This window comes from Bradyrhizobium sp. U87765 SZCCT0048, from assembly GCF_018131225.1.
Taxonomy (GTDB): Bacteria; Pseudomonadota; Alphaproteobacteria; order Rhizobiales; family Xanthobacteraceae; genus Bradyrhizobium_A.
The window spans coordinates 147137-173783 of record NZ_JAFCMM010000005.1 but is presented as its reverse complement, the minus strand read 5'-3'; the positions used below and the strand labels follow the sequence as shown (position 1 = coordinate 173783).

At 68.0% G+C, this 26647-nt stretch carries 20 protein-coding genes; 7 read left to right on the top strand and 13 right to left on the bottom strand.

All coding sequences use genetic code 11. The annotated features are described in order from the left end of the window. Positions 1-191 precede the first annotated feature (191 nt). The 4 genes from JQ639_RS27510 (at position 192) to JQ639_RS27495 (ending at position 8882) form a co-directional block, all read left to right on the top strand. Positions 192-1238: an SMP-30/gluconolactonase/LRE family protein gene (locus JQ639_RS27510; protein WP_249122900.1), complete on the top strand. Its 1047-nt coding sequence runs from the start codon at positions 192-194 to the stop codon at positions 1236-1238. A gap of 481 nt (positions 1239-1719) precedes the next feature. Continuing rightward, entirely contained in the window at positions 1720-3519 is a 1800-nt protein-coding gene (locus JQ639_RS27505) for an AfsR/SARP family transcriptional regulator (RefSeq protein WP_211962445.1), read from the top strand. Positions 3520-3600: 81 nt separating this feature from the next. Beyond that, positions 3601-8070: a cytochrome P450 gene (locus JQ639_RS27500; protein WP_211962443.1), complete on the top strand. Its 4470-nt coding sequence runs from the start codon at positions 3601-3603 to the stop codon at positions 8068-8070. A 533-nt stretch (positions 8071-8603) separates the two neighbouring features. Continuing rightward, positions 8604-8882 (top strand): hypothetical protein, encoded by a 279-nt coding sequence (locus tag JQ639_RS27495; protein WP_211962441.1) that lies wholly within the window; start codon positions 8604-8606, stop codon positions 8880-8882. 28 nt (positions 8883-8910) lie between these two features. Here the strand turns inward: JQ639_RS27495 and JQ639_RS27490 are convergent, their stop codons facing one another. The 9 genes from JQ639_RS27490 to JQ639_RS27450 all read right to left on the bottom strand — a co-directional run bounded on the left by JQ639_RS27490 (position 8911) and on the right by JQ639_RS27450 (position 18910). Further along, complete coding sequence (locus JQ639_RS27490; protein ID WP_211962439.1) at positions 8911-9255, bottom strand: carboxymuconolactone decarboxylase family protein; 345 nt, start codon at positions 9253-9255, stop codon at positions 8911-8913. A 33-nt stretch (positions 9256-9288) separates the two neighbouring features. Beyond that, positions 9289-10074, bottom strand: a complete 786-nt coding sequence (locus tag JQ639_RS27485) for an SDR family NAD(P)-dependent oxidoreductase (protein ID WP_211962437.1) — start codon at positions 10072-10074, stop codon at positions 9289-9291. Positions 10075-10149: 75 nt separating this feature from the next. Continuing rightward, entirely contained in the window at positions 10150-11226 is a 1077-nt protein-coding gene (locus JQ639_RS27480) for a 2,3-butanediol dehydrogenase (protein WP_211962434.1), read from the bottom strand. Positions 11227-11350: 124 nt separating this feature from the next. Then, positions 11351-12478, bottom strand: coding sequence for an acetoin dehydrogenase dihydrolipoyllysine-residue acetyltransferase subunit (locus tag JQ639_RS27475; RefSeq protein WP_211962432.1), 1128 nt, complete (start codon positions 12476-12478; stop codon positions 11351-11353). A gap of 161 nt (positions 12479-12639) precedes the next feature. Beyond that, a complete protein-coding gene (locus JQ639_RS27470) occupies positions 12640-13659 on the bottom strand; it encodes an alpha-ketoacid dehydrogenase subunit beta (protein ID WP_211962430.1) in 1020 nt (339 codons plus the stop codon). Between the two features lie 29 nt (positions 13660-13688). Continuing rightward, positions 13689-14672, bottom strand: coding sequence for a thiamine pyrophosphate-dependent dehydrogenase E1 component subunit alpha (locus JQ639_RS27465; RefSeq protein ID WP_211962428.1), 984 nt, complete (start codon positions 14670-14672; stop codon positions 13689-13691). A gap of 27 nt (positions 14673-14699) precedes the next feature. Continuing rightward, complete coding sequence (locus tag JQ639_RS27460) at positions 14700-15743, bottom strand: ATP-NAD kinase family protein (RefSeq protein WP_211962426.1); 1044 nt, start codon at positions 15741-15743, stop codon at positions 14700-14702. Between the two features lie 423 nt (positions 15744-16166). Then, on the bottom strand, positions 16167-18137 hold the full coding sequence (locus JQ639_RS27455) for a sigma-54-dependent Fis family transcriptional regulator (protein ID WP_211962424.1): 1971 nt from the start codon (positions 18135-18137) through the stop codon (positions 16167-16169). A gap of 89 nt (positions 18138-18226) precedes the next feature. Beyond that, positions 18227-18910 carry an alpha/beta hydrolase family protein gene (locus JQ639_RS27450; RefSeq protein WP_211962422.1) on the bottom strand — a complete coding sequence of 228 codons (684 nt, stop codon included), beginning with the start codon at positions 18908-18910 and terminating at the stop codon, positions 18227-18229. Between the two features lie 176 nt (positions 18911-19086). Here JQ639_RS27450 and JQ639_RS27445 point away from each other — a divergent pair, with 176 nt between their 5' ends. Further along, positions 19087-19290, top strand: coding sequence for a hypothetical protein (locus JQ639_RS27445; RefSeq protein WP_211962420.1), 204 nt, complete (start codon positions 19087-19089; stop codon positions 19288-19290). A gap of 114 nt (positions 19291-19404) precedes the next feature. On the opposite strand, the gene JQ639_RS27440 is transcribed toward JQ639_RS27445, so the two are convergent. Beyond that, on the bottom strand, positions 19405-19887 hold the full coding sequence (locus tag JQ639_RS27440) for a GNAT family N-acetyltransferase (protein WP_211964860.1): 483 nt from the start codon (positions 19885-19887) through the stop codon (positions 19405-19407). Between the two features lie 141 nt (positions 19888-20028). On the opposite strand from JQ639_RS27440, the gene JQ639_RS27435 reads away from it, so the two are divergent. Next, positions 20029-20607: a PAS and helix-turn-helix domain-containing protein gene (locus JQ639_RS27435; RefSeq protein ID WP_211962418.1), complete on the top strand. Its 579-nt coding sequence runs from the start codon at positions 20029-20031 to the stop codon at positions 20605-20607. Positions 20608-20772: 165 nt separating this feature from the next. Then, entirely contained in the window at positions 20773-21363 is a 591-nt protein-coding gene (locus tag JQ639_RS27430; RefSeq protein WP_211962416.1) for a beta-class carbonic anhydrase, read from the top strand. A gap of 18 nt (positions 21364-21381) precedes the next feature. On the opposite strand, the gene JQ639_RS27425 is transcribed toward JQ639_RS27430, so the two are convergent. From JQ639_RS27425 to JQ639_RS27415, 3 genes are read right to left on the bottom strand one after another with little or no spacing between them, the layout of a single operon-like run. Next, a complete protein-coding gene (locus JQ639_RS27425; RefSeq protein ID WP_211962414.1) occupies positions 21382-24471 on the bottom strand; it encodes an efflux RND transporter permease subunit in 3090 nt (1029 codons plus the stop codon). After that, entirely contained in the window at positions 24468-25547 is a 1080-nt protein-coding gene (locus JQ639_RS27420) for an efflux RND transporter periplasmic adaptor subunit (RefSeq protein ID WP_211962412.1), read from the bottom strand. Before JQ639_RS27420 ends, JQ639_RS27425 begins: the two co-directional genes overlap by 4 nt. Continuing rightward, positions 25544-26641, bottom strand: coding sequence for an efflux RND transporter periplasmic adaptor subunit (locus JQ639_RS27415; protein WP_211962410.1), 1098 nt, complete (start codon positions 26639-26641; stop codon positions 25544-25546). Before JQ639_RS27415 ends, JQ639_RS27420 begins: the two co-directional genes overlap by 4 nt. Positions 26642-26647: the final 6 nt, after the last annotated feature.

The following is a 26647-nucleotide window of genomic DNA, read 5'->3' as shown; positions in this document are numbered from 1 at the left end:
ACCGCAGGACGGTGCCGGCGCCGTCAACAAAACATCACGATCGCGGACAAGGCTCGCCGGCAAAACAATCTGGACGGCCCCAACCCACCGCCAGAGCAATGGAGGACGCACCCATGTTGCCACGGCCTGCTCCCTCGACACCGCCCCGAACTGCGAACGACGATTCGCCGCGTGGCCCCGACCGCCGCACCATGCTGCGCGGCATCGGCGCCCTCGCCACCGCATCCATCGTCGCCTCGGCCGCACACGCCCGCGACTATGGCCGCCTCGGCGAGCCGCAACGCTATCCCGATCCGGACATCGTGGTGATCGACGCCAAGCGCTTCAAGGCGAAGGTCGGCAATGCCGCGATTCAGCGGCTGTACACCGGCTGTCTATGGGCGGAAGGCCCCGCCTGGCACGCGCAGGGACGTTATCTCGTGTGGAGCGACATTCCCAACAACCGGCAGCTTCGTTATCTCGATGACGACCGTCATGTGTCCGATCGTTTCCGCCTGCCGTCCAACGAAAGCAACGGCAACACCTTCGACACCGAAGGACGGCAGCTGACCTGCGAACGCACCCGTCTCGTGCGCTTCGAGCACGATGGTTCGCCGACGGTGCTCGCCGAGCAGGCGAACGGCAAGCAGCTGAACGGGCCGAACGACGTGATCGTGCATCCCAACGACAGGTCGATCTGGTTCACCGATCCCGGTTACGGCGCGCTCGGCCGCTACGAGGGGCAGATGGCGACCACCGGTTCGCCGCAGCCCTATCAGAAGGAGGCTGTATACCGCATCGACGCGCAATCCGGCGAGGTCGCCAAGGTCGCGGACGAGCCGTTCAAGCCCAACGGCCTCGCCTTCAGCCATGACTACCGGAAAGTCTATGTCTGCGACACCGGCACATCCCACTACCCCAATGCCAGGAACATCATCTGGCAGTACGATCTCGACGACGCCAAGCTGTCCAACCCGCGCGTGTTCGCCGACACCACGCTCGACGGTAAATCAGGCTTCGCCGACGGTATTCGAGTAGATGTCGACGGCAATGTCTGGGCCGGGATGGGCTGGGTCGGCGACGGCTATGACGGCGTCCACGTCTTTGCGCCGGACGGATCGCGCATCGGCCAGATCCGCCTGCCGGAAATCTGCGCCAATGTCTGTTTCGGCGGCCCCAAGCGCAATCGCCTGTTCATGGCGGCCAGCCAGTCGCTCTACGCCGTCCATGTCGAAACCCAGGGGGCGCATTTCTGCTGACGACGCGATGCGGACACGACCGCGTGTGCGGCTCTGGACCACCCCGTCGAGCTACGGTATCCGTAGCGCGATCGATCGGCGGGGGACGGGCTGTGTCGGACGAATCCGGTATCGCGCGCGCGGGACTGCGGGCCCGACGCGACGCCTGCATCACAAAACCGACGGGCGCCCCGGTACACCGGGACGCCCGCGGTTTTAAAAATTGTTTGGTGATGAAATCGATTTGGGCCGTCGCGATCCGGCCGCCCCTCATTGGCACCGTCCGGAGGGATGCCACGGTCCTGTCAGATCAACTCCCCCAGAACCCCGCCTCCTTCGGACATCCCGCCGTTATTCGTCCGGCGAGTGCCTTACCTCAGCGGGAATGTTCTACCGCAATCGCGTGCGCGGATCGTGAGGCGGCGGCGGCTGGCCGGTTGAAAAAGCGTGATAAAATCGTGAAAAATGTTAACCTCGGCAAGGCTCTGGGGACCTAAGGGGTATGTCGCGTTCGCAGTACCAGCTGAGCCTGTTGGGGCCGTTCCGGCTTTCCGCTCCCGGCGGCGAGCGGGTTCACGTTTCCAGCAAGAAAGGCATGGCGCTGGTGGCCATGCTGGCAACCGCTCGCGACGGCGAACGCACCCGGGCCTGGCTGCAGGACAGGCTGTGGGGCAGCCGGCAGACCCATGAGGCCCAGGGCAGCCTGCGGCGCGAGCTGCTCAACCTGCGAAAGCTGCTCAACCAGGCCGACGACGTCGTGCTGATCTGCGAGCGCGACGTCATCCGCCTGGACGTCGAGCGGATCGACATCGACATCCGCTCCCCGCGCCGTGACAGCGCGGACGGCGATTTCCTGGAAGGGCTGGACATTTCCGGCGAGGCCGGCTTCGAGGAGTGGCTGCGCGAACAGCGCCACGACCGCGCCGACGTGATCCGGCGCCGACTGTCCCGCGTCCGCGCGAGCGCTGCGCCGCGCGAAAGCCTCTCGGCGCTCAAGGCCCCGCCCAAGGCGCCGCCGCCCTCGGCTCCCGCCGCCAGGAACGGCGCCAATCCCGGCGCGGCGCCGGCCGATCCGCTGCGCAGCTTCAAGGACCGACCCGCTCTCGCCGTGCTGTCGTTCGAGAATCTCACCGGCGATGCCGCCAACGACTACATCTCCGAAGGCATCAGCGAGGACCTGATCGACCGTCTGTCGTGCCTGCGCTGGCTGCCGGTGATCGCCCGCGGCTCGAGCTTCAGCTTCGCCGGACAGGACGACCGCAAGGGCATCAGCCGCCAGCTCGACGCCCGCTACCTGCTCGATGGCCGGCTGCGGCGCTTCGGCGACAAGTTCATGCTGCACATCAGCCTGACCGACACCACCAGCAACCTCACCCTGTGGTCGCAGCGGCTCGGCCTGCCCTCGCCATGCGGCTTCGAACACATCGAGCTGGTGGTCGCCGAACTGGTCGCCGCGCTCGACAACCGCATCGACTACGCCGAGCAGATGCGCGCCCGCAATGGCCGGCGCGACAACCTCGACGTCAACGACCTGATCTGGCGCGGCCGCTGGCATCTCAACCGCTTCTCCCGCGACGACGCCGAAAAGGCGCGGCGGCTGTTCGCCGAGGCGCTGGTGCTGGATCCGGAATCATCCGAGGCGCTGATCCAGAACACCTTCTATCTGTCCTGGACGATTTGGACCGGACGGCAGTCCGCCAGCAAGATCCAGGAGATGCGGCGGCTGGCCCAGCGCGCCATCCTCGCCGACTGCAACGACGGTCGCGGCCACATGCTGGCTGGCATGGCGGAGATGTGGCTGCGCCGCTCCGACACCGCCGAGGACATGCTGCGACGTGCGATCGACCTCAACCCCAGCCTTGCGCTGGCACATGCCGAACTCGGCAGTTGCATGATCCTGTCCGGCCGGCCGAAGGAAGCGTTCGGCCCGCTGGCGATGGCGCTGCGGCTGAGCCCGAACGACATCCACATCTTCTATCCGCTCGGCGAGCTCGCTATTGCGCACTGCATGTGCCGTGAATGGTCGCAGGCCATCAGTTTCGCCGATCGCGCCTTGATGCGTCGGCCCGGCTACTGGTATGCGTACATGACGAAGGTGACTGCGCTGTACGAGCAGGGCGACGTCGCCGCGGCGAAGCAGTCCTTCGCCGAAATGATGATTGCCAAACCGGATTTTTCGCGCGCCTATATCGAGTGGCTTCCTTTCATCAATCCTGTGTGGACTGACCATTTTGCCAATGCGCTGGCGTCCGTCGCCCGTTCGGCGTCCAGCGCGCTGGTGACGCAATTCGATCCTGCCTGACGACCTTATTCGATATTCGATCTCGCCGACGACCGTCTTTTTCCGATTTTTCCTTCCATCCGCAACATTGCGAGCGGAGCCATGCCTGCTTTCAAGTATTTCGACACCATCAATGCGCGCCTCGCCGCCAATCCCACCGGACGGCCGACGGTCCCCGATTTCGACATCGACGCCTATGCCAGCTCGGGCCTCGCGTCGCGGATCGGCACCTGGCTGTTCTACAAGGTCGTGCTGATCGCGTTCGCGATCTTCCGCGCGGTGTGGCCCAATCCGAAATTCGGACGCCTCGTCATCGTCACGCGCGACGCCGACGTCCGCCAGGTGCTCGGCGAGAGCACGGTGTTCGAGGTGCCGTTCGGCCCGGAGATGACCCAGCTCGCCGGCGTCAACCTCGTGCTCGGCATGGATGGCGAGGAGCAGCAGCGCGAGCACGAAATTCTCGCCGGCGTCGTCAAGCGCGAGGATGTCGAGACCATCCGCCGCCAGACCGCGGAGCTGTCGAAGCGCCTGCTGGCGGCATCCGGCGGCCGCATCGACATCATGAAGGACCTGATCACCCGTGTCGCCGCCGAAGTCGGCGCCGACTATCTCGGCATCGAGGTCGACGACTACGATACCTTCGCCGGCTACACCATCGCGATTTCGCTGTTGCTGTTCGCCGATCCCTTCGGCAACGAGGACACCTACGAGCGCGCGCTGCGCGCAGCGTTCGACGTCCGCCGCACCATCGACCGCTCGATCGCCCGCACCAAGACGCGCATGCTGACGAACAATCCGCCGCCGGCCGACAACCTGATGACCCGCCTGCTGGCCCTGCAGGGCAGCAACCCGCTGGTCACCGACGACATGATCCGCTCCAACCTGATGGGGCTCGCCACCGGCCTCGTCCCGACGCTGACACTGGCGGCGGGCAAGGTCTACAATATCCTGCTCGGCGAGCCGCACGCGCTCGCCGGCGCCATCGCCGCCGCGAAGGCGAACGACACCGCGACGCTCGGCAAATACCTGCTGGAGGCCGCGCGCCTCAGCCCGGCGCTGTCGCCGGGACAGTGGCGCTTCGCCAAACAGGACGGCGTGATCGCGCCGGGCACATGGCGCGCCCGCAAGGTGCCGGCCGGCTCGGTCCTGATGGTCGCGACCTCGTCGGCGCTGCGCGATCGTCGCCGCTTCGCCGCGCCCAATCGCTTCGAACTCGACCGCACCGCCGAACCCGACCTGATCTTCGGCTTCGGCCCGCACTGGTGCGTCGGCAAGTATGTCGCGCTGACCCAGATGCAGGAAATCTTCGGCACCCTGTTCCGGCAACAGAACCTGCGCCGCTGCACCGACGCCGCCGGCCAGCCGGTGTCGGTCGGCCCGTTCCCGCGCCGGCTCGATGTCGAATTCGAGCCGACCGCCTCGCCGCGCAGCCAGACGATGCTGGTGGTGTGCGCGCCGGTGCCGGCGGAGCGCGCCGCGCAGGCCAGGGCGCTGATCGATGCGCTCGGCAATCCCGCGATCGACGATGTCGCGCGCACGCTGACCGCCGCCAACATCGTGCACTTCACCTCGCTGGCCATCGTCGACACCGGCAGCGACGGCACGCCGGTCCACACCCTCGTGCTCGAACTCAATCTCGACGGCAATCGCGCCGACGCGCTGGCGCGTTACGCCGCCGCGACGGCGCCCTGGCTCGGACCGATCTTCGCCCTCGCCGAAGGCGCCGAGCGCCTGCCGCTCGCCGATGCGCTGGAGCGTTTCGCAGCGAATTTCGAGACGAAGCCGTGGGGCACGATCGGCCTCGACTTCAACGGCACGCCGGAATTCGCCGTCGACGACATCGCGCGCCAGACCGACCTCGCCGCCTTCGCCCGCGACGCGCTGCAGCACTACCAGGACAGCCATCTCGGCCTCGGCAGCCGCGCCATGGTGGCGCTCGACTATGTCCGCGGCTTCATCCGCCAGGACCCGCGCTTCGTCGCCTATGCGAACAATCCGGACGCGCCACAAGCCGACCGCGCGCGGGTCCGCGAGCTGCTGACGCGCGGCGCGCGTTTCGCCGATTTCATGATCCGCCCGAGTCGCCGCACGCTGGCGATCTCCGACTGGACCGATCGCACCGGCAGCCAGGCGTTCGCCGCTTTCCTGACCTCCGGCGCGCTCAAGCCGGTGTACTGGACGCTCGCCGGCGTCTTCGCCGTCAGCCTGGTGATCGTCTATCTGTCGCTCGGCGCGAGCTGGTCGCCGGCGCTGATCGGGCGGCTCGCCGCCGCGGCCGTCGCCGCACTGATCATCACCACGTTGCTCGCCGGCGCGGTCGTCGCCGGCTTCCTCGCACTGCTGCGCTGGCACGAGAGCCACGATCTGCCCGACGACCGCGAGGCATCGCTCGCGCACATGGCCGATGTCGCTGCGGTCGAAAACGCGCCTGGCTATGTGCAGAACCACTTCATGGCGGTGACGCCGCTCAAACCCGGCTGGTTCCGCAAGGTCACGCTCGCGCTGTCGCTGTGGGGCATCCGCCAGCTCGTCGCCAGTTCCTATCGCCCGGGCTTCGTGCTCGACATGGGCACGATTCACTACGCGCGCTGGTTCCGCCTGCCTGGCACCGAGAAGCTGATCTTCCTGTCGAATTTCGACGGCAGTTGGGAAAGCTATCTCGAGGACTTCGTGATGAAGGCCCATGCCGGCCAGTCGGCCGCGTGGAGCAATGGCGTCGGCTTTCCGGCGACGCGCTTCCTGATCTACGGCGGCGCCCAGGACGGCGACCGCTTCAAGCGCTGGGTGCGCCGCCAGCAGGTGCGCTCGCAGTTCTGGTACAGCCGCTTCCCGCGTCTGACTACCGACCAGATCCGCGACAACGCCGTGATCCATGACGGCCTGATGCGGGCCAGCACCGAGACCGCGGCGCGCGCCTGGCTCGACTGCTTCGCCTCGCTGCCGCGCCCGGACTACGCCATCGAGACCGACGAGGTGCAGTCGCTCGTGTTCCGCGGCCTCGGCGAGCTGCCGTTCATGGGCTGCGCGCTGGTGCGCCTGCCCGAGGACGCGGCGACCTGCCGCGGCTGGCTCAAGACGGTGATGCCCGACATCGGCTTCGCCACCGCCGACCAGCACAACCGCGCGCCCGCCGCGCTCGCCTTTGGCGACAAGCGCTTCAGTGCCTCGGCGACCTTCGTCGGCTTCTCGGCGAGCGGTCTCGCCAAGCTCGGCATGTCCAGCGCCGTCCCCGACGAAGGCCTCGCCTCGTTTCCGAGCGCGTTCAATTTCGGCATGGCACGCCGCAACCGCGTGCTCGGCGACGCCGGCGCGTCGGCGCCTGACCGCTGGCTGTGGGCCGACCAGCCGCGCCCGGACGGCGACGGCGCGCGCGAGGCTGCCGACGCTGTGCTGCTGGTCTATGGCCAATCGCCGGAGGAATGCGCTCGGCTGCTGGCGCAGCACGCCACCCATCTCGGCGGCCGCGAACGCGCCTTCCTGCATGTCGTCGAAACCAGCCCGGTCGCGCCCGACAAGGCGAGCTACAACCATTTCGGCTTCCGCGAGGGCATCTCGCAGCCGGTGATCAAGGGCACGCAGCGCTTCAATCTCGGCGCACTGCCGCGCGACGTCGTCGAGCCCGGCGAGTTCATCCTCGGCTATCGCAACAACCAGAACTACTTTCCGCCGACGCCGACCGTGGATCCGGAGACCGACCAGCACGACGCGCTGCCCAACGTGCCGGCGAGCGCTTACGCGCGCTATCCGGCCTTCGCCGCCAAGCCGCCTTACACCCGCGACTTCGGCCGCAACGGCGCGTTCCTGGCGATCCGCCAGTTCGCCCTCGACGCCGACGGCTTCGAGGCCTTCACGCAGCGCAAGGCCGACGAACTGCGGGCCCGCACCGGCCTCACCTCCATCGATGGTTCCCCGGTGACCGCCGACTGGGTGGCGGCCAAGATGATGGGCCGGCAGCGCAGCGGCGTGCCGCTGATCGCCGGCTCGACCTCGGCCGACGACAACGACTTCAGCTATGGCGCCGATGATCCCCAGGGCCTGACCTGTCCGTTCGGCGCGCACATCCGCCGCGCCAATCCGCGCGACAGCCTCGAGCCACTCGATCCGATGCAGCAGCTGATCACCAACCGCCATCGCCTGATGCGGCGCGGCCGCGCCTATCTCAAGCACGACGCCGCGACCGGGCGTGACGAAAAGGGGCTGCTGTTCATCGGCGTGTGCGCCGATATCGATCGCCAGTTCGAGTTCATCCAGCAGACCTGGATCTCCTCGCCGGTGTTCCATGGCCTGACCGACGAGCCCGATGCGATCACCGCCACCGACGTACCCGGCGACCGTCGCGTGTTCACCATCCCGACCCATGCGGGGCCGGTGATTCTCGACGGCATGCAGAGCTTCACCACGGTGCGCGGCGGCGGCTACTTCTTCCTGCCGAGCCGTTCCGCCATGCGTTATCTCGTCAATCTCAAGGATGCCACGCAGCCGCTCGCGGCCGCGCCGCAGGCAGCGATGCAGCGGGAGACCGTTGCCGTGGCAAGCACGGCGCCGGCGCCGCAGGTCGAGCCCGCCAAATAGCGGGCGCGACGGCGGGGCTATCGCAGGAAAAAGATTGCCGCGGCAATCAGGATCATGGCGGCGATCGCGGCGACATGCGCGACCAGTCCCCCGCCGATGGCGCGGATGGGCATAATCCCCCCCTGACGCCGGCCGCATGCGGCCGGCGATACGTGATCGGACACGAGTCATCGCGATCCCTGTGGACCGGCGACCCGAGATGTGAATGACGCGAAACACCCCAAAGACGTGACGCGCGACCGCCGTGGATCTGCGTCCCCACGCATCAGCGATCGTCGACGCGGACGGTCGATCATCAATGCGGCATCAATTTGTCGCGACGGGTTCCATCGCGGCGCGTCACCGGCAATCACAGATCGTGTGCATGCACACGCAGCGCGCGTCCACGAACATTCCGGATTGATTCAAAATGTCAACAATCCGGCAACGACAGCCGGTCCCGCCTCACGCACGCGATCATAATGCAAAACCATCGATCGACGTGACGCTTCGTCAACGTCTGTCCGCCATGCTGCATGGCGGAGGACGGATTCATGACGATCATCCTGTCCATCGCCTTTGTCGCCATGCTCGCATGGTTGACGGTCCACGCGCGGCGGCAGAGCACCGAGCGGGTGGCGAGCGGCCTGCTGCGCTCGCCGCTCTACTGGTCGGCGACCAGCCTGACCATGGTGCTGCTGGGGCTTGCGATGTGTATGGCTTACCTGCAGCGAAGCGGGCCGATCCCGCCCCTGCTGTGGATCATGGTCGCGGTGCTGGTGCCGGCCATCCTGGTGCTGCGCCGCGCCCTGAAATGGCGCTATCCGCTCTGACAGGGCGCGGTGGCATCCGCGCGTCCCGCTACTGCGCGAGCTCGTCGAACGCGGCGAGCGCGTGCCCGGCATAGACCGAGCTCGGCCCGCCGCCCATCTCGACGGCGACGCCGAGCACCTCCGCGAGCTCCTCGCGGCTGGCGCCATGATTGCGCGCGTTGGCGACGTGGAACAGGATGCAGTCGCTGCAGTTCTGGTGCACGGCGAGCGCCACCGCGACCAGCTCCTTGAACTTCGCCGGCAGCACGCCGTCCTTCGATGCCTCGATCATCAGGTTGCGGAACGCGCCCATCGGTTGCGGTGCTGCTTTCGCGAGCGCCGCGTAGCGCGCATTCATCGCCTTGAGGCGATCCTTGGCTGAACCTTCGGCCATGACTTTATCTCCTGTGCTGACGATATCGCACCTTCAGGTGAAGACCATGCCGCCGTCAACAAGCAGCGACTGCCCGGTCATGAAATCGGACTCGGACGAGGCGAGGAAACGCGCGACCCCGACGAGATCGTCGGCCTGGGACGGCCGTCCCAGCACGGCGCTGGCGGCAAAGGTATTGAACGCCTCCTCCGGCGATTTGCTGAGGCCGTGCTCCTGAAAGCCCTGGTCGATCAGCTTCCACATCGGCGTTGCGACCACGCCCGGACAGATGCAGTTGGCGGTGATGCCCTGATTGCCGAACGCACGCGCGGCAGCCTGTGTCAGCGCCACCACCGCGAACTTGCTGGCGGAGTAATGCGCCAGCGGCTCGTACCCCTGCTTGCCGGCGATCGAGGCGGTATTGACGATCTTGCCGCGCCGCTTCAGCGCCTGGAAAGTCTTCACCGCCTCCTGCATGCCGATGAGGACGCCGAGGGCGTTGACGTCCAGCACTGTCTGCCAGTCTTCCTCGCTGATCTCGAGGAACGGCTTGACCTGCGCGATACCTGCATTGTTGAAGATGACGTCGAGGCCGCTGAACGCCGCGACCGTGGCATCGATCATCGCGCGCACGCTTGCCCGCTTGCGGACATCGACCGCAAGGCCGATCGCCTTGCCGCCCGCCGACACGATCTGCGCCGCCATGGCGTCGGCGTCCTCCTTGCGAAGGTCGGCGACAGCGACATGGGCGCCGCCCTCGGCGAGCCCCCTCGCCATCGCCGCGCCGATGCCGCGCGCGGCTCCGGTCACGATCACCGCCTTGTCCTTCAGTCCCTTCATCATGGCCTCCCTCGATGGATCAACGGATGCGCCGCTGCGGGATGCGCGCCGGCCTGCCGCAGCAGCGCGTGGCGGTCATTGCGTGAGGTCGATGAGAATCTTAAGCTGCGTTCCGGCCGGATCGAGCAAGGCGTCGAATCCCTGCGTAACAGCGTCGTCGAGACGAATGCGCCGCGTCACGATCTTCCTGGCCGGCAGTTGCCCGGAACTGATGAGACGGATGACCCGCGGCCAGTACTGGGTGGGGTACGCCCACGAGCCGCGGATATCGACATCCTTGAAGGTCACCTGGAACCAGTCGAGCGGGTTCTCATGGGGATGCAGCCCCGTCTGCACCACGACGCCCTGCTTGCGCACGGCATCGAGGCAGGCCTTCAGCGCATGCTCGTTGCCGACGCACTCGATGGCCACGTCGCAGCCGACATTCCCTTCCGTCTGCGCGCGCACCACCTCGCCGGGCTTGTCGTGCCGCGGATTGATGGTGACGACGTCGGGCAGCATGCCCCTGGCGAACGCCAGCCGCGCCTCGTTGAGGTCGGATACGAACAGCTGCGTCGCGCCGGCCGCGCGAGCTGCCAGCAGCGTGAGGAGACCAATGGGGCCTGCGCCGGTGACCAGCACGCTGCTGCCGGCCGTCACCCCGCCGCGGTCGCAGGCATAGACCGCGACCGCCGTCGGCTCGACCAGCGCCGCCTCCTCGTCGGTCATCGCGTCCGGAATTTTCTGCACGTTGTAGTCGTTGAGCACCGCCTGCTCGGTCATGCCGCCCCACGCCCAGCTGAGGCCGGCGAGCGCGAGATCGCCGCTGAGGTGAAACAGCCCGCGGTCAGAAAAATAGTCGCCGGCGCGCGGCATGATCAGCGGCTGCACCGAGACGCGGTCGCCTGCTTTCACAGCAGTGACGCCCTTGCCGACCGCCTCGACGACGCCGCCGAACTCGTGGCCGAGCACCTGCGGCGCTCGCGCCCCGGTGAAAGGATGCGGCGCGACCGGCACGAAGATCGGACCGTAAGCGTATTCGTGCAGGTCGGTACCGCAGATGCCGACGAAGCGGTTGCGGATGCGCACCTCGCCATCGGCGAGCCGGTCCGGGGGCGGCGGAACGTCTTCGACCCGCAGGTCCTTGGCGGCATGGAAACGCAGGGCCTTCATGGATGATCTCCCTTGTTGGTATCGGATGCGTGGGATCGCCGCCGCGCCCGCCCGCGACAGCCCGTTCGTCCGCCACCGTTTGGCGGACGACGATGTCGGCGGACGGCCGCCGCGCTCGCTGCGGTCAGGACGCCGAGCGACCGATATGGGCGCGGACGAGTTCGTTGACGCGCCCTGCCTTCTCCATCTGCACCATGTGTCCGGCGCCCTCGATCACCTCGATGGTCGCCTTGCTGCCGGCCTGCGGCGCATGGGAGGCCGGAATGATGCGATCATCGGCGCCCCAGATCACCAGCACCGGCCGGTTCAGCTCCGCGAGATCCCCCGCCAGCACGTGAGCTTGCCGGCCACCGGCGAACAGACCGCCGGACAGCGCGGCCAGCGCATCGCCGACGCCGTCGAGGCGCTTGTATTTCAACAGGTCGTCGACAAGCTGCCGGCTGACGAGACCGGGATCGGCAAACAGCTGTTCCAGCACGGGCTTGAGATCGCGCCGCGACGACGCGCCGACGAAGCCGGCGATGTAGTCGCCATTGATCTCCGGCCCGAGACCGGCCGAGCCGATCAGCGTGAGCGACTGCACGCGCGCCGGGGCATCGAGCGCCGTGCGCAGCGCCACGGCGCCGCCCATGGAGTGGCCGACAAGGTGCGCGCGGTCGACACCAACCGCATCCATGAAGCCAACCAGCGCCCGCGACAGCCCGCCGAGCGAGGGATCCGCGACGGCCTTGGCCGACTGGCCATGACCCGGCAGATCGAGCGCGTAAACGGTGGCGTCCGCCGCGAGCGCATCGATGTTGAACAGCCAGTTGTCGAGATCGCCACCGAAGCCGTGCACCAGCACGACCGTCGTCGCGCCCTCGCCACGCCTGGCATAGCGCAGGCTCCCGGCCGGCGTGTCCGCGAACTCGGTGCGCGGCCCGGCCTGGGCTTCGTCATCGTCGTCGGCGGCGGGCGTGACGTAGCCAGCGATATAGGCATCGATGTCGGCATCCGGCACCTCGTCGTCGGCGATGACGCCGAGCAGCGCCTTGACCGGATAGACGGTGGAAGGCTCACCGATCACACGGCGCAGGGTGCCGCCGTCGCCCGCCTCGACCACGCCGGCGATCTTGTCGGTCTCGACCTCGAGAATTTCGTCGCCGACCGACAGGCGGCTGCCGACCGGCTTCAGCCAGCCCGTGACTTTTCCTTCCGCCATCGACAGTCCCCATTTGGGCATGACGATCGGCTTGATGCGCTCGTTCAACATCGCTCTCGTATCCTGCTCCTGAGCGCCACGCGGGCGCATGCTGGTGAATGCGGGCCGCCCCCGGACCGGCGCCCGGGAGGGGGATTGGGCCGCAGAGCGGTCCCGGGGGCGGCGGCCGGCGGTCGTCGCGCGGAGTGTCCGCAGCGGCAACCGCCGGGATGTCAGGCCGCGAGCGCGGCCTGGGTGGTCTTCGCCACGGCCGCGGCGATGCCCTCGGCGGAGGGAATGTAGAGATCCTCCAGCACCGGCGAGAACGGCACCGGCGTGTGCGGCGCCGTCACCATCTGCGGCGCGGCCTTGAGCGCGCCGAACGCATGCTGCGTGACGCTGGCGACAATGTCGGCGGCGATCGAGCAGCGCGGATTGGCCTCGTCCACCACGACGAGGCGGCCGGTATTCTCCACGCTCTCGATCACGGTATCGAGATCGATCGGCGACAGCGTGCGCAGGTCGATGACCTCGGCTTCGATCCGGCTCCTGGCGAGCTTCTCGGCCGCCTCGAGCGCACGATGCACCGTGAGGCCGTAGCCGACGATGGTGACGTCCTTGCCCTCGCGCACCACATTGGCCTCGCCGAACGGAATGGCGTAGGCCTCCGCGGGTACGTCGGCCTCCAGGCCATAGAGGTTCTTGTGCTCGCAGAAGATCACGGGATCGTCGTCGCGGATCGCCTGGATCAGCAGGCCCTTGGCGTCGTAGGCATTCGACGGGCAAACCACCTTGAGGCCCGGCACATGGGTGAAGATCGGGGTCAGCATCTGCGAGTGCTGCGCGGCGGCGCGGAAGCCGGCGCCGACCATGGCACGGATCACCACCGGCGTGCGGGCCTTGCCACCGAACATGTACTTGAACTTCGCGGCCTGGTTCATGATCTGGTCGAAACAGACCCCCATGAAATCGAGGAACATCAGTTCGGCGACGGGACGCATGCCGCAGGCGGCGGCGCCGATCGCCGCGCCGATATAGGCCGATTCCGACAGCGGCGTGTCGAGCAGCCGTCCGGCGTGCTTGGCGTGCAGCCCCTTGGTGACGCCGAGCACGCCGCCCCAGGCATCGTCCTCGCCGGGGGCGCCGGCGCCGCCGACGATATCCTCACCCATCACGATGACGGTCGGATCGCGGCGCATCTCCAGGTCGAGAGCTTCGTTGATCGCCTGCTTGAAGCTGATCTTGCGGGCCATGAATATGTCCTCCGGATGTTGCTGGTGCGTCAGTAGGCGACGTAGACGTCGGTGAGCAGGTCGCGCGCGGTCGGCAGCGGCGCGCCCTTGGCGGTGGACACCGCATCATCGATCAGGCTGATGACCTCGCGGTCGATCATCGCAAGCTCGGCCGGGGTGACGATGCCGGCCTGCGTGACGCGCCCGGCGAACAGCTTGATGCAGTCGCGCGTGGCACGGTTGTGGTCGTTCTCGCCCTTGGCCTTGTAGGTCTGGGCATCGCCCTCGAAGTGACCGAAGAAGCGGATCATCTTGCATTCCAGGAGCGACGGGCCGCCGCCGTCCCGCGCCCGCCTGATCATCTCGCCGGCGGCCTCGTACACCGCGAAGAAGTCGGTGCCGTCGACGGTGACACCGGGCAGGCCGAAGCCCGAGGCGCGGTCGACATAGCTGTCGACGGCGGTGGCGTAGTCGACCGAGGTCGATTCCGCATAGCCGTTGTTCTCGACCACGAAGATCACCGGCAGGTTCCACACTGCGGCGAGGTTCATGCTCTCCAGCACCGTGCCCTGATTGGAGGCCCCGTCGCCGAAGAAGGTGATGCCGACGCCGCCGTCGCCGCGGAACTTGGCAGCGAGCCCGGCGCCGCAGATCAGCGGCGCGCCCGCCCCGAGAATGCCGTTGGCGCCCATCATGCCCTTGGAGAGATCGGCGATGTGCATCGAGCCGCCCTTGCCACGGCACGAGCCGCTCTCCTTGCCGTAGATCTCCGCCATCATGCCGTGAACGTCGACGCCCTTGGCGATGCAGTGGCCATGGCCGCGATGGGTCGAGGCGATGCGATCGATGTCGGTAAGATGCATCATGATGCCGGTGGCGCAGGCCTCCTCGCCCGCATAGAGGTGGACGAAGCCGGGAATGTCGCCCTTGGCGAACTCGACATGCAGCCGTTCCTCGAACTCGCGAATGGTGCGCATGGTGCGGTAGGCGTCGAGCAGTTCGGCCTTCTTCAGCGGAAAGGGATTGTCGGACATGACGTGGTTTCCTCCGTGGTGGTTTCTTCAGGCGAACGAGGGCGCTGGCGTACGCTGGGCCTGCCGCAGCAGGCCGTTGAGCGCCGCGAATTTCATGACGGCGGCGACATCGATGGTGTGGAACGCGCCGTCGCGCAGCGTCACCGCCACCTCGTCGCGCGCGGTGAACGACAGCTCGCGCTCGCCGTCGAGCGCGATCGAGCCGGACCGCAGCGTCGGCGCGAACGGAACGCCTGCCGGCATCAGCCGCCAGTCGTCGATGCCGATCGGGGCGATCATGCCCGGCGCGATCGGGGCACTGAGCACGGTCGGCGCTGCTGCCGTGGGCGCGAAGCGCACCATCAGGCCGCCGGACTGGCGCCGCGACACCGGCTCGATCAACCCGGCGATGGCCGCGAGCCCGATCACCTCGGGATCGGCGAAGGTGACGAACAGCTCGCGCAGCGTGTCCATGCGCCACACCGCGCGGGCACCGACGAAACCATCGGTGACGAAGGCGACGTCGACCAGCGCGATGTCGGTGATACGCCCGGCGGCGACCTCGATGATCTTGTTGGGCACGAGGGCGGCCGAGCGCGGAACCATGCCGGTGGCGGCGAGTCCCGCGGCGAGGCCGGTGATGGTCGGCTCGCGGTGCTCGGGAAACGCGTTGTTGGTGCCGGTGGAAATGCCGGCGATCGGGACGCTGCCGCATTGCGACACCACCGCGCGATGGGTGCCATCGCCGCCGAGCACGACGATGGCTGCCGCCCCCGCCTTGCGCAGCAGCCGCGCCGCGGTGCGGCTGTCCTCGGCCGTGCCGGTGACCGGCATGTCGAGCCAGTTCACGGCGGGAAAGTGCGCGCCGTCCTGCGGCCGCGCCCGCGCGATCCCCCGCAGCACATGACCGGCGATGCCGCCGCGCTCCGGCATCATCAGCACTTGCGATACGCCGCAGGCGGCGAGCGCCGCAAGCACGCGCAACAGGATGTTGGCGCGGTCGGCAATCTGCAGGCTCGACGCGTTCGCGACCACCCGGCGGATGTCGCGCGCGGAAACCGGATTGGCGATGATCCCGACGATGGGCGTCACGCGGCTTCCTCCCGAAACTTGTTTTGCGGAAAGGAAGAGCAAGGCCGATGCCAACTCGGGCCAACGACACAACGTGATGATCGATCACGCTTTTTACGAAAACGCCGGGCGCGCAGGCCCTGTTGCATCCGCCACACCTGCGGTGTGGCGGATGCAACAGGTGTGGCGTCGGCATCAGGGACGACGGATTGGCGCCCGCGCGCCGCACAGACCCGCGCGGCACATCCTTTACGGCGTTACGGCCATGATGCATCTCTCCTCATGGTGAGGAGTGCGGCGCAGCCGCACGTCTCGAACCATGAGGCCCGCAAGCAGCGGAGATGGTACGGGCCTCATCCTTCGAGACGGCGCTTCGCGCCTCCTCAGGATGAGGAGATGAGGCATGGGCCCGATTGATGCGGCGTCGCAACGAAGCCCCCGCCCTCACACCAGCTTGTTCGGCGCGGTGAGGCCGAAGCGGCGGATCTGGCGGTGGATGGTGGAGCGATCGACGCCGCGGGCGCGCGCGACCTGCGAGACGTTCCAGTGATGGGCCCGCAGCTCCGCCGCCAATTCGGCGGCCATATCCGCGGCCCGCCCGGGCGCTTCCCCGGCGTGCAGCCGGGACTGAACCCCGGCATTCGCCTCTGGCTGCGGCCAGCCATCGCCGCGCCGCGCCCGCGTAATCGATTCCGGCAGATCGTCGAGGCCGATCTCGCCGGTCGACAGCGTGCAGGCATAGTCGAGGCTGTTGACCAGTTCGCGGATGTTGCCGGGCCAGGCATAGCCGCGCAGCGCATCGCGCGCCGCCGCCGACAGGCGAAACGACGCGTCGCGTTCCAGCGACAGGCGGTCGAGCAGCCGGCCGACCAGCCATTCGAGATCGCTGCGCTGGCGCAGCGCCGGCAGCTTCAGGATCGCGCCGTTGAGGCGGAAATAAAGATCCTCGCGGAACTGGCCGGCCTTGACGAGGTCCACGAGGTCGCGGTGCGTGGCGGCGACGACGCGGATGTTGACGGGCACCGGGCGGCTGCGGCCCACCGGCGTCACCTCGCGCTCGGCGAGCACGCGCAGCAGCCGCGTCTGAGAGGTCAGCGGCATGTCGCCGATCTCGTCCAGGAACAGCGTGCCGCCATCGGCCTCGAGAATGAGGCCGCGCCGCCCCTTCGCCCGCGCGCCGGTGAAGGCACCGGCCTCGTAGCCGAACAGCTCGCTCTCGATCAGGCTCTCCGGCAGCGCCGCGCAGTTGACGGCGACGAAGGGCTTGCTGGCGCGGGCGCTCGCCGCATGCAGTGCCTTGGCAAGGTGCTCCTTGCCGCTGCCGGTCTCGCCCTGGATGAGAATGCTCATCTGGGCGTTGACCAGCCGCGCCGCACGCGTCGCGACATCGCGCATGGTCGGATCGCCCTGGAACAGATTCTGCAGCGGCTCGGGCACGGCCGGCGCGGCAGCCTGCGGGGCAGGCGTCGCCGGCGTGCGCGCCGGCGGCGGCAGCGTCTGGGCGAACAGCGTGGTGCCGCTGCGCTTCAGCCGCACTGTGCGCTGGCCGGTCGGCCGCGAATGGGCGAAGCGCGGTAACTCGTCGACGCCGCAGTCCAGGACGTCAGACAGCTTCAGTCCGCCGGCCCGCAGCGGCGAGCCCTCGCACTCACGGGCCAGCATCTGCCGCGCGCGGTTGTTGAAGCCGATGATACGGCCGGACGCGTCGACCGCGAGCATGTAGTCGGGATCGACGTCGGCGAACTCCGCCGACCCCGACAGCTTGACGATCCACTCGCGGCGGAAACGGTTGAGCAGGTTGGCATTCTCGATCTTGTGAGCGAACGACTTCACCAGCGCCAGCGCCAGGAACTGGCTCGCCTTCGGCTCCGGGGAGCGCAACGCCGAGATATCGAGGACAGCGGCGAGCGCGCCGCTGGAATCGAACACCGGCGCGGCCGTGCAGGTCAGCGGAATGTGGGTGGCGTCGAAGTGATCGCTCTGATGCACGGTCAGCGCCTCGCCGGTGGCGATGCAGGTGCCGACCGCGCAGGTGCCGGCGTTGGGCTCGTTCCAGTCGGCGCCCAGATAGAGCCCGGCGCGCCGCAGATTGTTGTCGAAGGTGGGATCGCCGATGAAATCGACGGTGACACCACGGGCATCGGTCAACAGCAGCACATAGCCGAGGCCGGCGACCTGGCGGTACAGCGTCTCCACCCCGAACCGCGCGGTATGCAGGAATTCGTCCATGGCGTCGCGATGTTCGCGCAACTGCCCTTCGGTGACGATGCAGGCGTCGCGCAGCACCACCGGATCGAGCTTGTGCTCGGACACGCAGCGCCGCCACGACTGATGGATGATGGGGTCGCGCAACGACGGCGCGCCGACGGCAACGCGGACCAGCTCGTCCACGTGCGCAACCTGTTCCTCCCGCACGGCGATCCTCCCAGACCGGATTTTGGCCGGGAGTGTGGCGCGGATGCGGGAGCCGATCAAGCGGCCTCCGGAAAGGTCAGCAGGGCTGGCTATTTCAGGATGCCGGCGATCCAGCCCGCCAGCGCGTCGAGCACCTCCCCGCGCACCTGCGGATCGGTGCGACCGCTGCGCACCGGAACATGAAAGCTGTGATCGGCATCGGCGAACAGCACGAGGCTGGCGCGCGGCGCAAGCCCTGCACACACCGGCTCGAGTTCGGCCAGCATCGCCAGCTTGTCCTGGGTGCCCTGCAGAAACAGCATCGGGATCGCGACATCGGCGAGATGCTTCGCCCGCTCCTGCGACGGCTTGCCGGCAGGATGCAGCGGGAAGCCGAGAAAGATCAGGCCGCGCACGCCGGCGAGCGGCGTAACCGCCTGCGCCTGCGACGTCATGCGCCCCCCGAACGACTTGCCGCCGGCGAACAGCGGCAGGTCCGGCCGCTGCCGCGCGGCTTCGGCCACCGCCGCACGGACCGTGGCGTGGGCGAGCCCCGGCGCGTCCGGCCGGCGGCTGCCGCGCTCCATGTAGGGAAATTGATAGCGCAGCGTCGCGACGTCGCGGTCCGCGAGTTCATTCGCCACCGCCGCCATGAACGCATGCGTCATGCCGGCGCCCGCGCCATGCGCCAGGACATACAGCGCACGGGACCGCGGCGACGCCTGCAGCAGTCCCGAAACGGTGGTGACGTCATCGACGGCGATGGAGACGGGATCGGCGGACGAAACGGACACGAACACTCCTTGCAACGGCACGCGGTAACGCGTGCGGTCTATACACGATTTGTGGCAACGGCAGGTCATGCCGGACTGACTTACCTGCAAGATCGCGTCAACCGCGGCGATCGGGGCCCGCGGAACGATTCCGGACACCGCCGGTTTTTTCCTCGCGTAGAAACATGAGGCTTGCCATGATGACAAGCGGTACCCGCCAGCGCGACCGCGCGACGCGAAAGACGCCGCAGCCGGAGCCCGCGCGTCACGGCGACGACAAGATCCACGACCAGCGGCCGTCGCAACCAGCGACCGACGATCCGGCACTGACCCGGGAAGAGGCCACACCCGGCTCGGGCATGTTCCACGACGACGGCGACAACACCGCGCCTTCCGGCTGACGCGCTCGGGGCCGGATCACGCCGTGGCCTGCCGACGGCGGACGAGATGGACATGGCCGATGAGGACGGAAAATCCCGTCCGGCAACAGGGGCGCAACGCGGTTGAACGGCCGTTCAGAGCCGGCGGCTCATCACCAGTGCGTCGACATACCCTTTCGACGGATGGGCGAAGGCTTCCGGGAGCACGCCGACGGTGACAAACCCCATGTCATGCCACAGCCGCACGGCCCGGACGTTGACGCTGATGACGAAATTGAACTGCATGGCGCGGTAGCCCATGGCCCGAGCGACCTCCAGCGAGTGTGCGCACATCGCACGCGCGATGCCCTGTCCGGCCGCCGCTGCCGCGGTCATGTAGCCGCAATTGCAGACATGGGCGCCGCCGCCGGCGTTGTTGGCGCGAATGTAGTAGGTACCGACAATGGCCTCGCTGGCCTGCGCCACGAACGTTCGCCGGTCCGGCCCCGTCCAGTAGGCGCGAGCTTCGTCCTCGGACATGTCCGGCGCAAGGGCATAGGTCTCGCCAGCCCGGATGGTCGGCGAAATGATCCGCCAGATCGCCGGCCAGTCATCCGACCGGGCCTCACGAATGTCGATGTCGGCGCGCGTGCGCATGGTTCGTTCCGATGTCGTGAACGGCGGGACGCTAGCGAACCCCTGCACCTAACGCTATAGGTGTCGGACACTTAAGTGTTCGGCGGCGGCGCGGAGACGCGCGGTCGCCGGCAGGGAGACGCGATGACCGTGACCCGTCCGCGCCGCCGCGGACCCGACTACGCGCAGGCCTTCCTGGAAAGTCCGGTCGGGCTCGCGATCGGGCGCGACCGCATCATCATCGACTGCAACCGCGCGTTCGCCACCATGTTCCGCGGCACCCGCCGCGTCCTGACCGGCTCCAGCTTCGCCGCCCTCTATCCGGACGAGTTGCATTTCGTCGACACCGGAAAGCGCGTCGGCCGCACGCTACGGGCCAGCGGCAGCTTCGCCAACGACCGCGTGATGCGCCGCCTCGATGGCGAGCTGTTCTGGGTCCATGTCCGCGGGCGCAGCCTGACCCCGGCCGCACCCCACCGCGATACGCTGTGGGTGTTCACGGAACTGTCGGGCGCGCTGCACAGCCGCAACACTCCGCCGATGGCGCTCACGCCGCGCGAGCGCGATATCGCCGCGTTGTTCGTCGACGGCCGGACGGCGAAGGAAGCCGCCGCAAGGCTCGGCATCAGCCCTCGGACCGTGGACATCTATCGCACGCGGCTGCTGCGCAAGTACGGTGTGCGCTCGACGCCGGATCTCGTGCAGCGGCTGCTGCTCGGCTGAACGCACCCTCGCCTGCAGCCGGCGGCAAGCTTCATCCCCTCGCGACACCCCGCGCGAGCACAACTGCCGCTTTGGCGCCACAACTTCAAAATTCCGTTTTCTTGACCGCTATCACCGCCCCTTCGATCATGCGGTTCTCGCTGCAACCAGACGAGGACGACCACCATGACAGCGCCGGGCCAGCCCTATGACGACGTGATCGCCGCCAACGCCGCCTATGCCGCCGGGTTCGGCGACAAGGGCAAGCTCGCGCTGCCACCGGCGCGCGGCTTCGCCATTCTGACCTGCATGGACGCCCGCCTCGATCCGGCGAAATACGCCGGCCTCGCCGAGGGCGACGCCCATGTCATCCGCAATGCCGGCGGCCGCGCCACCGACGACGCCATTCGCTCACTGGTGATCTCGCACAAGCTGCTGGGTACGCGCGAGTGGTTCGTGATTCACCATTCCGACTGCGGCATGGAGCTGTTCACCGGCGAAGTCATCGGCTCCCTGCTCGAGGACAATCTCGATACCGCGCAGTTCGACGGCAAGGCCTGGCACAATCCCCATCACGGCGGCGGCTCGGTGGCCGGGCGCTACGTGCACTGGCACACCTTCTCCGACAACGCCCGCAGCGTGGTCGAGGATGTCCGGCGCATCCGCAATCATCCGCTGGTGCCGAAGACCATCCCGATCTACGGCTTCATCTACGACGTCAGGACCGGAAAGCTGGACGAAGTCGCGGAGGCCAGCGCCGCGGGCAAGGCTGCCTGACCCGCGGCGCGATGGCCGTCATGCTGCCGGCTTCGGCTCGGCCGCGGGTGCCGGCGGCGCCTGCGTGTCGTCCGGCGCCTTGATGCGGAACCAGGTGACGTACAGCGCCGGCAGGAACAGCAGCGTCAGCACGGTACCGACGATGATGCCGCCCATCATGGCGTAGGCCATCGGGCCCCAGAATACCTCGCGGGCGATCGGGATCAGCGCCAGCGATGCCGCTGCCGCCGTCAGCACGATCGGCCGCATGCGATGCTCGGTCGCCTCCACCACAGCCTCCCAGGCGGGACGTCCTTCCTCGCGCAATTCCTCGATCTGCACGATCAGGATCACCGAGTTGCGGATCAGGATGCCGATCAGCGCGAGCACGCCGAGGATGGCGACGAAGCCCATCGGCGCGCCGCTCGGCAGCAGCGCCGCGACCACGCCGATCAGCGCCAGCGGCGCCACCGCGAACACCAGGAACAGGCGCTGGAAGCTCTGCAGCTGCAGCATCAGGATGGTCGCCATGATGAACAGCATCAGCGGCACCACCGCGACGATCGGCGCCTGGCTCTTGGCGCTCTCCTCGACGCTGCCGCCGATGGCCACGCTGTAGCCGGGGGGCAGCTTGGCGTCGAAGGCGGCGATCGCGGGCTTCAATTGCTCGACCACCGTGTTGGGCTGCACCTCGTCGAGAATGCCGGCCTTGAGCGTGATGGTCGGCAGGCGCGAGCGCCGCCAGATCGTCGGCTGCTCGAGCTCGTAGCGCAGCGTCGCGACCGCCGCGAGCGGCACCGACGCCCCACCATTGCCCGACAGCTGCAGGTCCCGCAACGTCTCGATCGAGTGGCGCTCGGCGGCGTTGGCGCGGCCAAGCACGTTGATCAGGTAGATGTCGTCCCGCACCTGGGTGACCGCCATGCCGTCGAGCACGCTGTTGAGCGCCGAGGCGATGTCCTCCGAGGTGACGCCGAGCTGGCGGGCCTTGTCCTGCAGCACGTCGACCTTGACGACGCGCGCCGGCTCCATCCAGTCGAACACGACATCGCCGAGATGAGCGTTGCCGCGCAGCACGCCGGCCAGCGACTGGGCATACTCGCGCACCTTGGCGATGTCCGGCCCGCTGATGCGATACTGCACTGGACGGCCGACCGGCGGGCCGATATCGAGCAGCTTGACGAAGCCGTCGGTGCCCGGGAACGTCTTCTTCAGATAGGCCTGCAGCTCGGCCGCGAGCTTGTCGCGCTCCTCCAGCCCCTTGGTGACGATGACGACCTGGCCATAGGAGACGTCGGCTGGCTGGACATCGAACGACAGCACGAAGCGCGGCGCAGAGGACCCGACATAGGTCGACCAGTGGTCGATCGCGGGGTTGCCCTTGAGCGCTTCGCGCTCGAACTGCGCCATCTGCGCGTTGGTATCGGCGATCGAGGCGTTCTGCGGCAGGTTGAAATCGACGACCAGCTCGTTGCGGTCGGACGCCGGGAAGAACTGCTGCTGCACGAACTGCAGGCCGCCGAGCGACAGCAGGAAGATCACCACGGTGGCGATGATGGTCGCCCAATGCCGGCGCATGCAGACATCGAGCAGGCGGGAGAACGCCAGGGCGAAGCGCCCCTTGGTCTCGTGATGGCGGGGCAGGCTCGCGGGCAGGATGGTGACGCCGAGCAGCGGCGTGAACAGCACCGCGACGATCCACGACACCACCAGCGACACCGCGATGACCACGAACAGCGTGAAGGTGAATTCGCCGGCGCTGCTGCTGTTGAGACCGATCGGGATGAACCCGGCGACCGTCACCAGCGTTCCCGTCAGCATCGGGAAGGCGGTGGAGGTATAGACATAGGTCGCCGCCTTGCGCAGCGAGTCCCCGGCCTCCAGCCGCGCCACCATCATCTCGACGGCGATCATCGCATCATCGACGAGAAGACCGAGCGCGATGATCAGCGCGCCCAGTGAAATGCGCTGCAGCGAGATTTCGGCATAAGCCATCACCACGAAGGTGATCGCCAGCACCAGCGGAATCGAGATCGCCACCACGAGACCGGCCCGCATGCCGAGGCTGATGAAGGAGATCGCGAGCACGATGACGACCGCCTCGAACAGCGCCCGGGTAAAGCCCGACACCGCCTCCTCCACGACCACCGGCTGGTCGGACACGAGGTGCACGCCGACGCCGATCGGCAGGTCGGCGACGACGCGGATCATTTCCTGCTTGAGCGCCGCGCCGAACTCCAGGAGGTTGGCGCCGCTCTTCATGCCGATGGCAAGGCCGATCGCCGGCTCGCCATTGAAGCGAAACAGCGAGGTCGGCGGGTCGGCATAGCCGCGGGTGATGGTCGCGACATCGGTGAGCGGGAAGAAGCGGTCGTTGACCCGCAGGTTGATCGCCTTGAGGCTCGCTTCCGAGGTGAACTGGCCGTTGACGCGCACGCTGATGCGCTCGGGGCCGGCCTGCAGCACGCCCGACGGCGCGATGGCGTTCTGCGCCTGCAGAGAGGCGACGATCGAGCGGGTGTCGAGCCCGAGCGCGGCGACCTTGCGCGTGGAGAATTCGAGATAGATGACCTCGTCCTGGGCGCCGATGATATCGACACGGCCGACATTGGCCACGGTCAGCACCTGCGCGCGCGCCTCCTCGACCCGGTCGCGCAGCTGGCGCGGCGTCAGGCCATCGGCGGTGAAGGCGTAGATGTTGCCGAACACGTCGCCGAAACGATCGTTGAAGCCGGGCCCGATCACGCCTTGGGGAAACTCGCCGCGGATGTCGGCGATCATGTTGCGCACGCGCAGCCAGGTCGGCGTCACGTCGCGCGCCTTGGTGGTCTCGCGCAGGTTGACGAAAATGGTGGTCTGGCCGGCGACGGTGAGGCTCTTGGTATAGTCGAGCGACTCCAGCTCCTCGAGCTTCTTCTCGATGCGGTCGGTGACCTGGCGCGCCACCTCCTGCGCGGACGCGCCGGGCCACTGCGCCTGGATCACCATGGTCTTGATGGTGAAGGCCGGATCTTCCTCGCGGCCGAGGCTGAGATACGAATACAGCCCTGCCGCCATGAAGGCGATCATGAAGTACCAGACGAGCGAGCGGTGATTGAGCGCCCAGTCGGAAAGATTGAAGTTCTTCACTGTTGCGCTTCCTGATCGATGCGGACCTTCTGGCCCTCCTTGAGACTGTGCACGCCGGCGGTGACCACCCGCACGCCAGGCGCGATGCCGCCGGTGACCCGCAGGCCGCCGTCATCCGGTGCTCCCTGCACCTCGCGCAGCGCCACGGTGCGGCTCGCCGTGTCGACCAGCCAGACATAGGTCTTGCCGTCCCGCGTCAGCACCGCCGAGCCGGGCAGGCGCAGGACGCGCGCGTCGCTGCCCGCGAGCGTGGTGGTGACGGTGGTGCCGAGGCGGAAGGCCTCGGGCGGCGTCTCCAGGGTGATGCGCACGCGGCGCGTGCGGGTAACCTGATCGGCCTGCGGCGCGATCTCGCGCACCTTGCCCTCGGCCTTGATCGCCGGATTGAGCTGCAGGCTGACGGTGAAGGTCTGGCCGATGCGCAGGCTGGCGGCGATGTCCTCGGAGACGTCGATCACTGCCTCGCGGATATCGGGCCGCGCGACGGTCACCACACTCTGCCCCGGCGACACCACCTGGCCGACTTCGGCCCCGACCGCGGTGACAACGCCGGCGAAATCGGCCTTGAGGCGGGCATAACCGAGCTGCTCGCGCGCCTTGGTGAGATTGGCTTCAGCCTGCACCACCGAGGCCTGCGCGGCGGCCCGGGCCTGTTCGGCCGTCTCGAAGGTGGCACGGCTGGTGGCCTCGGTCTCCAGCAGCGTGCGCTGACGGCCCTCGGCGCCGGCCGCGTTGGCAAGCTGCGCCTGAGCGCTCGAGACCGCCGCGGTGGCGGAACGCACCGCGAGCTCCAGCGCCGCCGGATCGACCGACGCGACAACCTGGCCCTTCTCGACCATGTCGCCGACATTGACCGGACGCGCGATCAGGCGACCTAGCACACGGAAGCCGAGATCGGTCTTGAACTGGGGCTGCACGGTGCCGACGATCGCCGCACCTCCGGCGAGCCCGGGCTCGACCACCATCGACAGCACCGGCCGGACCGGCACGGGCACCGCGGCCTCTTCCTTGCAGCCGCCGAGCATCAGCGCTGCGGCGCCGCCAAGGAGCGCGAGCAGGATACGCGATGACATCATGATGCGCGCGCTCCCTCGAAGGTCACGACCTGACCGGGACTGAGCAACTTGCCGCCGTCGGTCACCACCCGTTCGCCGGGATCGAGGCCGCTCTTCACCACGATGGTCCCGGTGCCGTATTCCTCGACGGTGATCGGCTTCAGCGCCACCGCCCTGCTCTTGTCGTCGATGACCCACACGGCCGGCGCACTGCCGACCGCCGTGAGCGCGCCCCAGGGCAGGATGATGCGGCGCTCCGGCCGCGCCGTGGCCGTACCGGTGACCGGACTGCCGAGCGTCATCGCGGCGGGCGGCTGCATGATCGCGACCTTCACCCGCACCGTTCCCGTCTTGGGGTCGATGGTCGGCGACACTTCACGCACGCGCCCTCGCGCGGTGACCGATGGAGAGGACACGAGCGCGAGCACGACGCCGTCGTCGCCTGGAGACTGCTTGAAGAAAATCGACTCATAGACTTCGAACACCGCATCACGTTCGCCGTCCTGCGCCAGCGAGAACGCCGGCTGCGTCGCTTCCGCAACCTGGCCGATCTCGATGCTGCGCGCGGTGATGACACCGGCGGCGCTCGCCCGCAGTTCCGTGTAGCCGAGCGCATCCCGGGCGGTGCCGAGTTGCGCCCTCGCGGACTCGAGCGAGCCTTCCGCGGTGCGGAGCCCTTCCTGAGCCTGGTCGTATGCGGCGCGGGTGGTGAAGCCGTTCGAGAGCAGCGTCTTCTGGCGGTCGAAGGTGGCATTCGCGACCCGCACCTGGGATTCCGCCGCCGTCACCGCCGCGGTCGCGGCGTCGAGATCCGCCTTCTGCTCGGTCGGATCGAGCCGCGCCAGCACCTGGCCGCTCTCGACATGGGCCCCCACATCCACCAGCCGCTCGGTCACACGGCCGCTGACACGGAACGACAGCTCGGCCTGGACGCGGGCGCGGACATCGCCGGTCAGGGTCACGGACTCGACCCGTTCCTTGAGCGCGACCACTTCGGCGCGCACCAGCGTCGGGGGCTTGGCCGCGACCTTGTGGTCGTCGCACCCGCCGAGCGCGGCCGAAACGGCCAGGAGGCAGCCCGCCTGGAGAGCGGACCGGGTTCGAAAGCTGACCATGATGAC

Excerpts from the sequence above, each read along its gene's own strand:
- JQ639_RS27485 (WP_211962437.1), bottom strand. The coding sequence starts at position 10,074 with ATGAAGGGACTGAAGGACAAGGCGGTGATCGTGACCGGAGCCGCGCGC.
- JQ639_RS27495 (WP_211962441.1), top strand. The coding sequence starts at position 8,604 with ATGACGATCATCCTGTCCATCGCCTTTGTCGCCATGCTCGCATGGTTG.
- JQ639_RS27505 (WP_211962445.1), top strand. The coding sequence starts at position 1,720 with ATGTCGCGTTCGCAGTACCAGCTGAGCCTGTTGGGGCCGTTCCGGCTT.
- JQ639_RS27465 (WP_211962428.1), bottom strand. The coding sequence starts at position 14,672 with ATGTCCGACAATCCCTTTCCGCTGAAGAAGGCCGAACTGCTCGACGCC.
- JQ639_RS27475 (WP_211962432.1), bottom strand. The coding sequence starts at position 12,478 with ATGTTGAACGAGCGCATCAAGCCGATCGTCATGCCCAAATGGGGACTG.
- JQ639_RS27480 (WP_211962434.1), bottom strand. The coding sequence starts at position 11,226 with ATGAAGGCCCTGCGTTTCCATGCCGCCAAGGACCTGCGGGTCGAAGAC.
- JQ639_RS27445 (WP_211962420.1), top strand. The coding sequence starts at position 19,087 with ATGATGACAAGCGGTACCCGCCAGCGCGACCGCGCGACGCGAAAGACG.
- JQ639_RS27430 (WP_211962416.1), top strand. The coding sequence starts at position 20,773 with ATGACAGCGCCGGGCCAGCCCTATGACGACGTGATCGCCGCCAACGCC.
- JQ639_RS27420 (WP_211962412.1), bottom strand. The coding sequence starts at position 25,547 with ATGATGTCATCGCGTATCCTGCTCGCGCTCCTTGGCGGCGCCGCAGCG.
- JQ639_RS27470 (WP_211962430.1), bottom strand. The coding sequence starts at position 13,659 with ATGGCCCGCAAGATCAGCTTCAAGCAGGCGATCAACGAAGCTCTCGAC.
- JQ639_RS27415 (WP_211962410.1), bottom strand. The coding sequence starts at position 26,641 with ATGGTCAGCTTTCGAACCCGGTCCGCTCTCCAGGCGGGCTGCCTCCTG.
- JQ639_RS27510 (WP_249122900.1), top strand. The coding sequence starts at position 192 with ATGCTGCGCGGCATCGGCGCCCTCGCCACCGCATCCATCGTCGCCTCG.
- JQ639_RS27490 (WP_211962439.1), bottom strand. The coding sequence starts at position 9,255 with ATGGCCGAAGGTTCAGCCAAGGATCGCCTCAAGGCGATGAATGCGCGC.
- JQ639_RS27500 (WP_211962443.1), top strand. The coding sequence starts at position 3,601 with ATGCCTGCTTTCAAGTATTTCGACACCATCAATGCGCGCCTCGCCGCC.
- JQ639_RS27435 (WP_211962418.1), top strand. The coding sequence starts at position 20,029 with ATGACCGTGACCCGTCCGCGCCGCCGCGGACCCGACTACGCGCAGGCC.